The following is a 15,548-nucleotide window of genomic DNA, read 5'->3' on the forward strand; positions in this document are numbered from 1 at the left end:
TTTCAAAATTAAAATTCTGTTATTGCGAGCGAGGAACGAGCGAAGCAACCTCATCGATTTTATGCATTGTAGCTGTGCGGGGAGATTGCTTCGTTCCTCGCAATGACAATTTTCAGCCTCACTCTGAGCGAAGACTTTTCACCGGGTTAGCCAGCGCCGCCTTCACCGATTGAAAGCTCACCGTTGCCAAAGCAATAAGTAACGCCGATGCCCCCGATACAACAAACATCCACCACGATACCTGTATTCGATAGGCAAATCCCTGCAGCCAGCTGTGCATAGCTATCCAGGCGACGGGAGAGGCAATAAGTAATGAAATAAATACCAGCTTCACGAAATCTTTTGAAAGCAATGCCGCTATCCCTGCGGTAGATGCGCCCAAAACTTTGCGTACGCCAATTTCCTTTCTGCGCTGCGCCATGCTGAAGGCTGACAAGCCCAGCAAGCCAAGACAGGATATTAATATCGCCAAAACTGAAAAGCAGACGAACAGGTTGCCGAACTGCTGCTGGGCGATAAACTGTTTGTTATAAGCCTCGTCCGCAAAAAAGTAAATCAGCGGCAAACCTGGCGCCAGTTGCTCCCACCGTTTTTCAATTTCAGCAACGGTTTGCTGCATGTGGGCCGAAGTGATATCGAGCGTTAGGTCTGTAAAGAATGAAGTCCGTGCCCTGATGGCTAACGGCGCGACCACTTCCTGCGATGAATGATAATGAAAATCTTTCACCACGCCCACAATAGTTCCCTGGTCGTTTAACTGCTTGAATGATTTTCCGATAGCTTCGGCCGGCGTTTTATAATTCAGTTTAGCGAGCATGGCTTCGTTGATCAGCATTGCGTTGGAGTCTGAGGCCAATGGTTTGTTAAAGCCGCGACCCGCGATAACGCTGATGCCATACTGCTTAAGGAAATCGGTGTCTAAATAATACACGTCGCTTAAAAAGTCCTGGTATTCGTTGTTTGTATCCATAATGGCCGTCTGGAACTTATTGTTGGCGGTGCCGGGCACACCGGATGAATAAGAGATGCTGTTAACGCCCGGTATGCCGCCGAGCATTTGTTTCACGAGGCCGCGATGCTCCTGTATGCGCTCGTCAAATTGGTAGTCTATCACCAGCCTGTGTGCTTTATTAAAACCCAGCTGCTGGTTCTGCATAAAGTCGAGCTGCTTGTAAACCACAATAGTAGAGATAATCAACACGGTAGAGATAGCGAACTGCGCTACCACCAGCGTTTTGCGCAGCGACGTACCGCCGGCGCCGGAAGCAAATTGTCCTTTAAGACTGCTGATGGGTTTAAAGCCTGACAGAAACAGGGCCGGGTAAATGCCCGAAATAAAGCCTACGGTTATCGCAATGCCCAGCATCCAGCCAATGTATTTTAAGTTGTTAAAAATACTGCCGGCGATAACTGTATTTGTTAACCTGTTAAACACCGGCAGCAGCACGACAGCTAATACCAGCGCTATCACAAATGACAGCAGACAAAGCAGCAGGGCATCGATAAAAAATTGTGCGATCAATTGTTTTTTGGACGCGCCAAGCACTTTCCGTACGCCGACCTCCCTTGCCCGTTTGAGCGAAAAGGCCGTAGTAAGATTAATGAAATTGAAGCAGGCAATAAAAAGTACAAACACTGCTACGATAGAAAATACATAAATATTATTGATGCTGCCGCTCTCCGAAGCCCCGGTGCGGTGCCCGCGCGGTTTGCCATACAGGTAAACTTTTTTTAGTGGCTCTATCGATAACACATATTTCACCGGCACATCGATGTTTGCTTTCACAAAAGCCGGAAACTTGGCGCTAAGCTTTGCCGGGTCGGTATTAGGCTTTAGCAGCAGGTAGGTATAAAAGCCAAAGCGTTTCCAGTTTTTGTTCCAGCTTGATTGCGGATCGGTCAGGGTGCTCATGGAGAAGAGCATGTTCACGCGCAAATGCGAATTGTAAGGAATATCCTGCATAATACCCGTTACCGCCGCTTGCGTTTTGCCATTGATCATCATGGTTTTACCCAGCGGATCGGCATTGCCAAAGTAATGTTTTGCAGCGGTTTCTGTCAGCACAACGTTACGTGGTGCATCAAATAAGTGACTGGCATCTCCGCGCAGCAACTTCCAGCTAAAAACCTTAAAAACAGTCGAATCCACATAAGCTACTTCCTCTTTGGCTGCATTGCCGGGCGTGCTCTGCAGGATCATATCATCCATAAATACCCTCGTGGCAATCTTTACCTCGGGAAAGGCAGATTGTATAGCGGCCGCCATTGGCCCGGGCGTACTCTCATAATTAATGCCGGCAGGCGTATGCACATCAGTAACCAGCCGGTAAATGTTATCAGCCTGTGTATTATAGCTATCCCTGCTCATTTCAAACTGCACATACAGCAAAGCAAAAAAGCACACACAAATACCGGTGCTTAAACCGATGATATTGATTACCGAAAAGGCCTTATTATTTAAAAAATACTTGAACGAGGTTTTGAAGTAGTTTTTTAACATGGCGATGTGGTTGAGACGGTAAGATAGGGAAAATAAAGGGGAAAGGTAAAAGCTGAAAGGCAAAAGGCTTTTTAGTGCCACTTATCAAAAATCGCTGCCGCGGGTTTAGTCCTAAGGACGTAGCCCGCAGTCTGGAACGCTACAGCCATGTTATAACACGAGCCACGCTATCGCTAAACTCGTGGCAGCAATTCGTAAATAAACGGTTTTGCTATGAACTATCAACCGCCCTACACCAAATACTTCCCAACTATCGGCATCCTTCTGCCCATACCGAAAGCTTTTGGCGACACCCTTAGTATCGGCGGGGTTTGGTAGCGTTTGTGTTCTGCCGTGTTTACCAGTTTAATTACCCGGCGCACGGTTGCTTCATCATAGCCCATTTTGATAATTTCGGCCGATGAACGGCGCTCTTCGATGTAAACCTGCAATATTTTATCTAAAATATCATATTCAGGCAGCGAGTCGGTGTCTTTCTGGCCCGGACGCAGTTCTGCTGAAGGTGGTTTAGTGATAGAGTTGAGTGGTATGATCTCCCGGTCTTTATTGATGTGCTTAGCCAGCTCGAATACCTGCGTTTTATACACGTCGCCGATAACAGAAATTCCGCCGCACATATCGCCATAAAGCGTTCCATAGCCCACAGCTGCCTCGCTTTTGTTGGAGGTGTTGAGCAGGATATAGCCAAACTTATTACACATGGCCATTAGCAGCACTGCACGGCTTCGCGATTGTATATTTTCTTCTGCAATATTAAACGGCAAGCCTTCAAACTGTGGTTTTAAAGTCGCCTCAAATGCATCAGTAATGTTAGCTATCGGCACAACCTGGCTCATGCAGCCCAGGTTGTCAACCAAATCCTGTGCGTCTTTAATGGAGTGGTCGCTCGAAAAATGGGAAGGAAGCAATACCGCCATTACATTCTTAGGTCCCAGCGCTTCGGCTGCGAGGGCGCATACCACGGCGGAATCAATACCGCCGGACAAGCCCAACGTTGCCTGTTTAAAGCCGGATTTATGAAAGTAATCACGAATACCTAACACCAGCCCCTGGTGTATCTGCTCGATGTCGCTGTCGCGCTGTGGCTTCATGGTGGTTGGGTGTTCAAAGCTGATGTCGCTCTTGTCGCCCAGCGTATAATAGGCCAGGCTTTCTTCAAAATACGGCATTTCATCAATCAGCCTGCCTGTGCCTTCAAAAACCAGCGAACCGCCGTCGAATATCAGCTCGGTTTGTGCGCCGACATGATTTACATACAGCAGCGGCAATTGATAACGTTTTGCATTATCGCTTAATATTGCTATACGTTCCTCGTCGTGGTTATAAGCGAATGGCGATGCCGCTATATTGATCATCACATCCGGCTGCTGCTGTATCAATATATCCATCGGCCGGGTAACATACAGCGGGTTTTCTATGGTATTCCACAAGTCTTCGCAAATGGTAAGCGCAATACGATGTCCTTTAAACTCGATGCATCTAAACTCGGTAGCCGGTTCAAAATAACGGTATTCATCAAAAATGTCATAGTTGGGCAGCAGCGCTTTGTTAACTATAGCCTTTACCTTTCCGTCCTCGATAAAATAAGCCGAATTATTTAAATCTTTTCCTTCGGGCCGGTGGTTTGGCGTAGGCAGGCCGATTATGCAGGCTATGCCCAGGCACTCTTTTGCTATTATTTGCGCTGCAGATTCGCAGAGGTCGATAAATTCTTTAAACTCTAAAAAATCGCGCGATGGATAGCCACAAACGCATAACTCGGCAAATACTACAAGGTCAGCGCCTTCGTTACGGGCTTTTTTAATGTTGTCGATGATTTTAGCCGTGTTTGATTCAAAGTTGCCGACGTGATAATTAAGCTGTGCTAACGCTATTTTCATTTAAATTGAGTGCTGGTGAGATAGATAACAAACGGTTAATTGCCGCTGTTTGCATATTAAATGCAAATAAAAATTATTTTTGCCCAAAGCACAAACAATGACCGTTTTAAACTCCAAAAAGCATCTTTATTTATTTTTTTTACTTATCGCTGTCATTAGTGCGTGTAAAAGCAATAAAAAAGCCGATGTGAGCAATATCCACGTCGACGTTAAAATAGAACGCTTCGACCAGGAGTTCGACGAGTTGCGGATTAAGCCGATGGCGACACAAGTAGCTTACCTTCAGCATAAATACGGCATCTTTTACAACGACTTTATAGGTTTGATGCTGCAGGACCGGAATATCAACCTGCGTGATACGGGTTATTTTAAATTATTACGGCAGGTGTTTGCCAACCAGGCCTATAACGACTTAAAACACGATGTGGATTCAGTTTTCAAGGATGGGCTCGATAAACAAAATGATGAATTAACTGATGCCTTTCGCCGCATTAAATATTATTTCCCCAAAAAGCAGCTGCCAAAAGTTTACAGCTATTATTCCGGCTTTGAGGCGCAAACGGTTATCGGAAACGGCTATGCAGGCATAGGCCTGGATTTGTTTTTAGGCGCTAACTCGCGGTTTTACCCTGCACTTACTAATGCCTATCCGCATTATTTGTCGCGTTTTTTTAATAAGGAAAACATAACACCGAGAGTTGTTGAGGGTATTGCCCGCGAGGATATGTTTCCGGAGCCGGATAGCAATAAAAGCTTATTGTCAAAAATGATCTATAACGGCAAGATCATGTACTTTATGGACCAGGTGCTGCCCGATGTTGGCGATACTACCAAAATAAGGTATACAGGTGCGCAGCTGCAATGGTGCGAGCAATATAAGGATAAGATATGGGCGTTTATTTTGGATGAAAACCTGCTGTACGAAAGCGATTACCAGAAGATTCAAAAATATGTGAGCGAAGCGCCTTTTACACCCGGCTTGGGCGAAAAAAATGAGTCGGCGCCAAAGCTTGGAATATGGACAGGGTGGCAAATTGTACGGCAGTATATGGAAAAACACCCCAAAGTTACCCTTGCTGAGCTAATGGCCGACCCTGATGCCCAAAAAATATTAAACGAATCGAAGTACAGAGGAAAGTAGAATAAGTTGGCGGTATTGAGTTGGCAGCTGGCAGTCAGGATGATTTCCAAATTTGCGAGCGAAGAAGGGCAACATTGCCACTGTGTACCACAAACGTGCATTGCGACGAGGTTGCTTCGTCGTACCTCCTCGCAATGACAATGTTTATTGCTTTTTGAAACTTACTTTAATATCGCAAACACTGACTTCAGCGCGATCAATACGCCGATGATCAGGATAATATTAGAAACTGCATTGTTCCAGGGGAATTCAGCAAAACGCAGGTATACGCCAAGCAGGCCTATTGCAATTGCAACTACCATTAATTTATAGTGACCTTCTGCGTTAGCGTTTTCTGTAGAGTTCATTCGATTTATGTTTAATATTTGCCGCAAATATAATCGCTTTGGCTAAAAAAAAGCGAACTCAATTTGTTATTTATTTAAACCGGCTAAATATATTTTGCAATGCCGGGTTTATGTCGGCGGCTTATAACGGAGGAGGTATAAGACTATTCCGATAAGCGCATTGAATAAGTTCCGTACATCCTTAACCTTTCGCCTTTTACCTTTTACCTTCGGCTTTCACTTAAAAGGCTTCCCTGGCCTTTTTGATCACCTTTTCCAGATCGATACCTTTACCCAGCACACCTTTAAACAAATCGCCGGTTTCTTTAAGGCGGTCGATGGAATTAAAAATAGTAAAATCCTTCATCGTTAACCCGGGCTTTACTTCATCCCACGATAGCGGCATTGATACAGTAGCCCCTGGCTTTGGCCGCAACGAGTAAGGGCCGGCAATAGTCGCTCCCGGCCGGTTTTGCAGAAAGTCAAGGTACATTTTGCCTTTGCGGTTGGCTACCATACGTTCCAGGCTTGTATAGCCGGGTATTTGTTTATGAACTATGTTTACAATGATCCGTGCAAACATCTGCGATTGGTCGTAATCGTACTTTGCGCCTAACGGTATATATATATGCATACCTGTTGATCCGGATGTTTTACAATACGAAGGCACATCCAGGGTATCCAGCACGGTTCTCACGGCCTGCGCTGCCTCAATAACCTGGTCGAAGGTGTTTTTATCAGGGTCAAGGTCAATAACGCAATAGTCCGGGTTATCCGGAGATTGTATGCGGCTGAACCACGGGTTCATTTCGATGCAACCTAACGATGCCATCCAGAGCAGTACGGCCTCATCGCTGCCTACCAGGTATTCTTTTTCTTCGCCTTCGCTTGTTGTGTAAGGGAAGGTTTTGGTTATCCAGTCTGGCGCTTTGCCTTTTACATCTTTCTGGTAAAAGCTTGGCCCGTGTATGCCATTCGGGAACCGGTTGAGCGACATCGGCCTGTCCTTTAAATACGGGAGAATATATTCAGCCACCTGGTAATAGTAGTTGAACATATCGCGCTTGGTTACGCCGTCTTCCGGCCAATAAACTTTGCTCAGGTGAGTAAACTTCAAATCATGGCCGCATATTTTACGTACCTGCGTTTCATCGGTTGGGTTTAGCAGGGTTTTGCGCGATTTGTCTTTTGGCGGCTTGATAGCGCTGTTGTGCGTTTTTTTTGCTGGTGGCGAAGAATGCTCATCTGCTTCCTCAACGGTTTCGGTAGTATCTTTCGGCGTTTCCAAAATTACCTCCTTTGCTTTTTTGTCATTTCGCATACCTTTAAACGATGCCTGCCGGAAAACACCATCACCGGTTATCTCTGCAAAGGCGACTTCGCCTACCAATTCGGGCTTAAGCCAGGTCGGTTTAGCGCCTAATCTTTTCGGCCGGAAACGGGATGGTTTATCTACATCCGGCTCCACGTCAAAAGGGCTTTTATCGGTAATAAGCGGCTTGAACCGGGCCATCATCTCTTTTTGCATCTTGTCATTAAAGCCCGTACCTACTTTACCTACGTAACGCAGTACGCCGTTATCATATACGCCCATTGCGAGCGCACTGAAAGGCTTGCTTGTCCCTTCGTTTTTAGTGAAGCCGGCAATAACAACCTCCTGCCGCCTGTGAACCTTAATTTTCAGCCACTCGCGTGAGCGGAGGTCAGAAGTGTAGGCGCTGGTGGCTTTTTTAGCGATAATACCTTCAAGACCAATCTTTTCAGCTGCCTTAAAAAATTCGATGCCGTTTGCTTCGAATACCTTACTCTGGCGAAGACTGTCATTATCAGTCGGCAACACCTCTTTTAAGATCGAGACCCTGTCTCGCAGGGGCAGTCCTGTCAGGTTTTTACCTTCGTACCAAAGGATATCGAAAACGTAATACACCAAATGACCGTCAGCCTCGCTGCGCCAGTTTTGCAACGCCCCGAAATCGGAAATGCCCTTATCATTCAATACCAGTATTTCGCCGTCAATAACAGCATTTACTTTCCAGTTCTCCAGTAACCCTATTATTGGGTAATATTTGCTGAAAGACAGATTGTTGCGTGATACAAGCTCAATATCGCCTTTATTAATAAAGGCCAGTGCCCGGTAACCGTCCCATTTCACTTCGTACAGCCACTCAGGATCGTCGAAAGGTTCATCTACCAGGGTCGCCTTCATGGGTTTGATGTTCCTGGGCATCGGGCTTTTCGGTGCTAACTTAATAAGCGCCGTAACATCGGCCCCACCCGTATCCTCCACCGGAACATCGGGGTCGCTACCCACCACTTCCTCAGCCGCCGCCGGGCTTTTTTTTTTCGTTTTTGCCTTTTCTTCTTTTATATCTTCCGCGTGACCGTTCTGCCATACCTTATCACCGGTTTTTTCCATATCGGCTATGGTTTTGCCTGAGATTACTGATTTGTCAAGTTGGGTGATATCTTTTGCGGAAGCGTAGTCGTCTTTATGTTTAATCAGCAGCCATGCATTATCTCCCATGCCGTGGGTTTTTACCATGGCGTATTCGCCGTGCAGTTTTTCGCCGTGCAGCCTTATTTTAAGGTCGCCTGATTTTAGTTGCCTTAGCAATATCTTTTCCTGTTCCTTTTTGCCTTTTACTTCCTCAATGGGCTCATAGGTGCCTTCATCCCACACAATCACTGTTCCGCCCCCGTACTCTCCTTCCGGAATGATTCCTTCAAACTTTCGGTAATCATAGGGATGATCTTCCACCATCATGGCAAGGCGTTTCGTCTTCGGATCGGTTGATGGACCTTTCGGAACCGCCCAGCTCTTCAGTACGCCGTCCATTTCCAGCCTGAAGTCGTAATGCAAATGCGAGGCATCGTGCTTTTGCACTACAAAAGTCAGCTTGTCCTTGTCCTTGCTTTTGCCGGCCTTTGGCTCAGCAGTTTTGGTGAAGTCGCGCTTCTCTTTATATTTCTCCAGGCTGCTCATGGCGGTATTAATTTACTTCTTTTTCAAATAATCCCCAACCGCTTTCGCCGATGTGCCTGCCGCTTTAACCGCTGCTTTTAGTTCGTCGCCGGTTACGTTAAACTTTTTCGACCAGTATTGCAGCTCGTAATCCTCGTTTACGTTTATCCTGTCCCTGTCAGGGCTTCCGGTTTTTGATTTGTTGTCCATGGTTATATAAATTGATTCAACTATTTAACAACCGCCGGTTGAAAATGGTTTTCTTAGAAGGAAAATCAGGATAGACAAGCCCGGCAACACAGAATATTCGATGCTGCCGGGCTGCCATGTAAATCTTTTGAGAATATTTAGGCTATTATCCTTTTGCCACAGCTACATGTTTCTTAAATCGATACCTTATATATACACCTGCAAAAGTCAGCAGCACAAAAACCCAGAGGTAGCGGGTAGGCGTTAATAGGCTTACATGGTTACTATTTAGAAAGGCTGTTTAACAACTTTACCATTAAGAAGTTTTGTATAGGCATTAGTCGCGTCGTCGGCAACGACTGGTTTTTCGAAATGTTGTGCGGTTAATAGTATTGCTTATTAAAAACACCATGTATTTCCGTACCCCGGTGTAAGTTTTTGATTAATAAGTTCTTAATAAAAGGCCGCCTTTACCCACCATATTTAGCCTTTTCCGGCGATTTTACGCATAATTATTACTTATTTAGAATTGATATAAATTAGATATTGGTGTCATTTATTTGTCACTGATACTGTAATAAATTTTACTTTTGTGCTTGAAAAAATCGGGTTATACATACATTTCTCTGTGAATATCAATCTTTAACAATAAAATTATTTAGTATAAATACGCTTTATGAGGAGTTTCTCATTGATTTTTAAACAATTCTCACGGTCGGTTTTACTGGTTGCCTGTTTCGCCTTTTTAGGTACGCAGGCACACGCGCAGGGCGATGCCGCAAAGGGCGAGGCCCTGTTTAAGTCTAAGTGTACTGCGTGTCACAAAGTTGAATCAGAAGTAGTTGGTCCGGCTTTGGGTAAGCTGGTAACTGAAGAGACCGACGACAAATACCTGACGAAGTGGATTCAGAACAACCAGGCCCTGATCGCCGCAAAAAATCCTAAGGCTGTTGCTATTTTCAATCAATATCAGCAGAAAAACATGACCATTTTTGCTGATTTAAGCGATGGGGATGTTGCCAATATATTAGCTTACATCAGAGCTGACTGGAAGGCAAAATCTGCTGCTCCTGCACCGGGTACTGCCACCGGGGCTCCTGCTGAAGAAAAAGGCCCGAGCAAAATCTTAATCTTCTCTCTTTTAGGCGTTATTGTTATCGCGTTTATCATCATACTGGTGTTAAACAGGGTAATTGCAACCCTTGAGCGCATGCTGGTTAAAAATCAGGGCGCCCTGCTTGTTGAAACTGCAGAAGGCGAAGCCGTTGAGCAGGTTGATAAGTTAGCCTGGCTGAAAAAGCTGGCCCGGAATAAGAAGTTTGTATTCTTTGTGCTGATATGCGGCACTTTATTTGTAGGTGTATGGGGATTCATCGGAATGTGGACTACCAACGTTCACCAGGGCTACCAACCTGTGCAGCCTATTAAATTCCCGCATGATTTACATGCCGGCGCCATGCAGATCGATTGCCAGTACTGCCACTCAGGCGCTTATAAATCAAAGAATGCGTCGATCCCTTCATTAAATGTTTGTATGAACTGCCACAAAACTGTTAAAACAGAGTCGCCGGAAATACATAAGATTTATGATGCTTTGGGCTACGATCCTAAAACACAGAAATACGATAGCACCAAGTCGCGCCCGATGCAATGGATCCGTATCCACAACCTGCCGGACCTGGCCTACTTCAACCACTCTCAGCACGTTAAGGTTGGCAAGATTAAATGCCAGACCTGCCACGGCCCTGTGCAGACTATGAAAGAGGTTTATCAATACTCACCTCTTACTATGAAATGGTGTATTCAGTGCCATAAGCGTACTGCCGTTGATTACAAAGACAACGCCTACTATACAAACTTAGAGCAGGTGCACAAGCTGCTTAAAGACGGTAAAACGCCAACCGCCGCATTAATGGGTGGTATTGAGTGCGGTAAATGCCATTATTAATATTTAGTAAAACGTATAGCATTACAGTTTATATAGCTTAAATGGATAGCAATAAAAAATACTGGAAAGGTTTAGAAGAGCTGAACAAAACCCCGGAATTTGTTGAATTAAACAAGAACGAATTTGCGGAGCCTATTCCTATCGAAGAAGTTTTAACCGGTGGCGGTTTGACAGGCCGCACCCCCCGCCGCGACTTTTTAAAAGCCCTTGGCTTTGGTGTTGGTGCTGTTACGCTTGCTGCTTGCCAGCCGGTGCCGGTGCATAAGTCGATGCCCTATTTAATAAAGCCGGAAGAAGTTACTCCAGGCGTGCCTAACTACTATGTATCTACATACGATGGACAGGCTATCTTAGTGAAAACCCGTGAGGGCCGCCCAATCAAAATTGAGGGCCATCCAAATGATATTATAGCAAAAGGCGGCGCAAGTGCACAGGCACAGGCATCAGTGCTTGACTTATATGATGTAAACCGATTCCAGTCGCCATTGAAAGATGGTTCACAAACAGGCTGGGCCCAGATAGATGATTTTGTTGTACGTGAGCTTTTAGCCATTAAAGCAGGCGGCAAAAAGATCGCTATTGTTTCATCAACAGTAACAAGTCCGTCAACTTTAGGGGTTATTGCCGATTTTATCAAGCAATTCCCGGCTACCAAACACATTAATTACGACGCCGTATCTTACACCGGCATCATCCAGGCCAATCAGAATAGCTTTGGCAAGGCAGTATTGCCTCATTATAATTTTGATAAGGCGGATGTTATTGTGAGTTTTGCTGCTGATTTCCTGGGCACATGGATTTCTCCTGAGGAATTCACCCGCCAGTACGTTTCGAACAGGAACAGCAAATCTCTGGAAGAGAAGAAAATGTCTCGTCACATCCAGTTTGAAGCTGGGTTAAGCCTTACCGGTTCAAACGCCGACGTAAGGATCCCGATCAAACCATCTGAAGAAGGCGCTGCGCTGATAGCTTTATACAATGCTGTGTCTGGTACCACACTGGCCGGACCGAAACTAAACAGCCCTGCTGCACAAAATGCAATAGCCATTGCTGCTAAGGAACTGGTTGCTGCAAAAGGCAAGGCATTGGTTGTTGCAGGCGCAAATGATGTGGCTACGCAAATACTGGTAAATGCTATCAACTCCCTGTTGGGCAGCTACGGTACCACAATCGATTTAGATAACCCGTCATTACAATACGCAGGTAATGATGCTGACTTCGACGCTTTGGTTGGTGACATGAATGCAGGCGCTGTTGACGCCGTGTTTTTCCTGAATGCTAACCCTGTTTACGATTACTATAACAGCAAAGCTGTAGTTTCAGGCTTGAAGAAAGTTCGCCTGAAAGTATCGTTTGCATCGGGCCCGGATGAAACAGCCGCAGTTTGTAATGTTGTTGCTCCAAACCATCATTACCTTGAATCATGGGGTGATGATAATGCAATATCAGGGTACTACACCATCATGCAGCCGGCTATCAACCCGGTTTATGATACCCGCCAGGCTGAGCAGACACTGATGAAGTGGAGCGATAACCCTGCAAAAGATTATTACACTTACGTACGCAATAACTGGGATACCAACCTGCTTGCAAAAGGCGGTTTATCAGGCCAGAAAGGATGGGAGCAATTGCTGCAGACGGCTTTCGTAAAAGAAGCACCTAAGGCTGCCGGTTCATATTCGTTCTCATTAAGCCTTGGAGCGGTTGCCCAGACTATATCAGAGCACAGCGCTAAATTGGCGGCTGGAAATGATAAAATGGAATTGTCGCTTTACCAAAGCCCTGCAATGCGCGACGGTAAACGCGCCAACAACCCATGGTTACAGGAGTTGCCCGACCCGGTATCGAAAGTTACCTGGGACAACTTTGCGGCTATGTCTGCTGCAGATATGAAAGCAAAAGGCCTGCAGGATGGTGATGTAATTAAGATTGATAACGGCAATGGCTATTCAATAAGCCTGCCTGTGCTGGTACAGCCAGGCCAGGCAAGGGGCACTATATCTGTAGCCGTTGGTTACGGGCGTACTGTTAGCGGCCCGGTAGGTACAAACGTTGGTAAAAACGCTTTCCCTTTCACCAGCCTGCTTAACAAAACTATCCAGACAAACGCTGTAGTTTCTATTGCTGCTACTGGTGATAACTCGCCGCTGGCTCAAACGCAAACACACCACTCTATCGAAGGCCGTAACAGCATCATTAAAGAGGCAACTTTCGTAGAATACAAAAAGAATCCTGCTGCCGGAACCGGTAACGGTGAAGGCCACAAAGAATATAAGCCGGATCTATTCTGGCAAAACTGGCGCGAAGATAAGCCTAAATACGATTGGGTAATGGCTATCGACCTGAACGCCTGTACCGGTTGCGGCGCCTGCGTTGTAGCTTGCAGCGCTGAAAACAACGTGCCGATTGTAGGTAAAGACGAGGTTCGCCGCCGCCGCGAGATGCACTGGATACGTATCGACCGTTACTACAGCTTTGACGATAAAGGTGATGGCGGCGTTACCCGCGAGCACGATATTTCCCGCTTGAAAGAAGATGACCTGGACAATGTAAAGGTTGTTTACCAGCCGATGCTTTGCCAGCATTGCGAGCATGCGCCTTGCGAGACTGTTTGCCCGGTACTGGCTACCGTACACTCGAGCGAAGGCCTGAACCACATGGCTTATAACCGTTGCGTTGGTACACGTTACTGTGCAAACAACTGTCCATACAAAGTTCGCCGCTTTAACTGGTTTAATTACTGGAATGACTCTCGTTTTGACAACTACCTGAACAATGAGCATACTCAGTTAGTGCTTAACCCTGATGTGGTAACACGCTTCCGCGGTGTGATGGAGAAATGCTCAATGTGTATACAGCGTATACAGGCAGGTAAGCTGAAAGCTAAAATTGAAAAACGCCCGCTGAGGGACGGTGAGATCAAAATGGCCTGTCAGCAAACATGCTCGGCTAATGCCATCATTTTTGGTAACCAAAACGATCCGGAATCAGAAGTTTCAAAAGCACTTAGAAGCGAAAGAACATATTACGTTCTGGAAGAGCTTAACGTGAAGCCGGGTGTTGGTTACCAGACAAAAATTAGAAATATATCAGAAACTGAGGCTTAAATTATACAAGAGAGAGAAAATAAGATATGGCATCTCATAGTGAATCGATAATCAGGGAACCGTTAATTACGGGAAAAGACATCACGTACGCCCAAATTACCAATGATGTATTGCGCCCTGTTGAAAATATGCCCGGCAAAGCATGGTGGATTGGTTTTTCCGTTGCTTCGTTAGGCGCCTGCCTTTGGGTTTTTGCAGTAAGCTATACATTTTGGTACGGTATAGGCTCATGGGGTCTTAATAAAACAATAGGCTGGGCCTGGGATATCACCGGTTTCGTGTGGTGGGTAGGTATTGGTCACGCCGGTACGCTTATCTCTGCAATCTTGTTGCTGTTCCGTCAAAACTGGCGTAACTCTATTAACCGCTCGGCAGAGGCGATGACGATATTCGCGGTAATTTGTGCCGCAACATACGTGGTATCGCACATGGGGCGTCCGTGGTTAGCATACTGGCCGTTGCCGCTGCCAAACCAATTCGGTTCGTTATGGGTTAACTTTAACTCGCCGCTGGTTTGGGACGTATTCGCGATTTCGACTTATTTCTCGGTATCATTAGTATTCTGGTATACAGGTTTATTACCTGACTTAGCTACCATACGCGACCGCGCAACAGGTATCCGCAGAAAAATATATTCAGTTGCTTCATTCGGCTGGACCGGTTCAGTAAAAACCTGGCAGCGTTTCGAAACTGTGTGTTTGATTCTGGCAGGTATATCAACCCCGCTGGTACTTTCGGTACACACCATCGTATCCATGGACTTTGCCACATCGCTGGAACCGGGCTGGCACACTACAATATTCCCGCCATACTTCGTTGCGGGTGCGATATTCTCAGGTTTCGCCATGGTACAAACGCTGTTACTGGTAACACGTAAAGTATTGGGCCTTGAAAACTACATCACCATGTTCCATATTGAAGCGATGAATAAAATCATCCTTTTAACGGGTTCAATTGTAGGTGTGGCTTACTTAACCGAGTTCTTTATTGCTTACTACTCAGCCGGTGAATACGAACAATATACCTTCTTAAACAGGTTTATTGGTCCATACTGGTGGGCAGGCTGTATGATGTATGGTTGTAACGTACTGATGACCCAGTTAATGTGGTTTAAAAAGATCCGTACCAACATCCCAATTTCATGGGTATTGTCTATTGTAGTAAACATCGGTATGTGGTTCGAAAGGTTTGTAATCATCGTTGTATCGTTACACCGCGACTTTGTACCATCAAGCTGGGCGATGTTTTACCCAACCTGGGTTGATATGAGCGTATTCGTTGGTTCAATCGGTTTATTCTTTACGATGTTCCTGTTGTTCATCCGTGTATTGCCGTCAATCGCAATGGCCGAAGTGAAACTGATATTGAAGAGCTCGAGCGAGCAGGCTAAGCTGAAGCTTATTAAAGGCGGCCATGTTGAGCAGGAAGAGGTTCAGTTTTATAAAGAGTCGTTAACCTCGTTTGACAGCGTTGACATTAACGATTATAAATAACT

General features: G+C 45.7%; 9 protein-coding genes. 4 read left to right on the plus strand and 5 right to left on the minus strand.

The features are described 5' to 3' along the window. Window positions 1-118: 118 nt before the first annotated feature. Both Q3W13_RS00650 and Q3W13_RS00655 read right to left on the minus strand, forming a co-directional pair. On the minus strand, window positions 119-2,500 hold the full coding sequence (locus Q3W13_RS00650; RefSeq protein WP_302860513.1) for an ABC transporter permease: 2,382 nt from the start codon (window positions 2,498-2,500) through the stop codon (window positions 119-121). Window positions 2,501-2,730: 230 nt separating this feature from the next. Then, window positions 2,731-4,380 carry an NAD+ synthase gene (locus tag Q3W13_RS00655; RefSeq protein ID WP_302860514.1) on the minus strand — a complete coding sequence of 550 codons (1,650 nt, stop codon included), beginning with the start codon at window positions 4,378-4,380 and terminating at the stop codon, window positions 2,731-2,733. A 97-nt stretch (window positions 4,381-4,477) separates the two neighbouring features. Here Q3W13_RS00655 and gldB point away from each other — a divergent pair, with 97 nt between their 5' ends. After that, window positions 4,478-5,521, plus strand: coding sequence for a gliding motility lipoprotein GldB (gene gldB / locus Q3W13_RS00660; RefSeq protein ID WP_302860515.1), 1,044 nt, complete (start codon window positions 4,478-4,480; stop codon window positions 5,519-5,521). Between the two features lie 161 nt (window positions 5,522-5,682). On the opposite strand, the gene Q3W13_RS00665 is transcribed toward gldB, so the two are convergent. From Q3W13_RS00665 to Q3W13_RS00675, 3 genes are all read right to left on the minus strand, one after another. Next, window positions 5,683-5,868, minus strand: coding sequence for a hypothetical protein (locus Q3W13_RS00665; protein WP_302860516.1), 186 nt, complete (start codon window positions 5,866-5,868; stop codon window positions 5,683-5,685). 220 nt (window positions 5,869-6,088) lie between these two features. Beyond that, complete coding sequence (gene ligD / locus Q3W13_RS00670; RefSeq protein WP_302860517.1) at window positions 6,089-8,830, minus strand: DNA ligase D; 2,742 nt, start codon at window positions 8,828-8,830, stop codon at window positions 6,089-6,091. 12 nt (window positions 8,831-8,842) lie between these two features. Beyond that, window positions 8,843-9,019: a DUF3606 domain-containing protein gene (locus tag Q3W13_RS00675; protein WP_302860519.1), complete on the minus strand. Its 177-nt coding sequence runs from the start codon at window positions 9,017-9,019 to the stop codon at window positions 8,843-8,845. Window positions 9,020-9,674: 655 nt separating this feature from the next. On the opposite strand from Q3W13_RS00675, the gene Q3W13_RS00680 reads away from it, so the two are divergent. From Q3W13_RS00680 to nrfD, 3 genes are read left to right on the plus strand one after another with little or no spacing between them, the layout of a single operon-like run. Further along, window positions 9,675-10,946: a c-type cytochrome gene (locus Q3W13_RS00680; protein ID WP_302860521.1), complete on the plus strand. Its 1,272-nt coding sequence runs from the start codon at window positions 9,675-9,677 to the stop codon at window positions 10,944-10,946. Window positions 10,947-10,987: 41 nt separating this feature from the next. Next, on the plus strand, window positions 10,988-14,053 hold the full coding sequence (locus Q3W13_RS00685) for a TAT-variant-translocated molybdopterin oxidoreductase (protein ID WP_302860522.1): 3,066 nt from the start codon (window positions 10,988-10,990) through the stop codon (window positions 14,051-14,053). Window positions 14,054-14,079: 26 nt separating this feature from the next. Further along, window positions 14,080-15,546, plus strand: coding sequence for an NrfD/PsrC family molybdoenzyme membrane anchor subunit (gene nrfD, locus Q3W13_RS00690; RefSeq protein ID WP_302860524.1), 1,467 nt, complete (start codon window positions 14,080-14,082; stop codon window positions 15,544-15,546). Window positions 15,547-15,548 lie beyond the last annotated feature (2 nt).

Source organism: Mucilaginibacter sp. L3T2-6, assembly GCF_030519355.1.
Taxonomy (GTDB): Bacteria; Bacteroidota; Bacteroidia; order Sphingobacteriales; family Sphingobacteriaceae; genus Mucilaginibacter.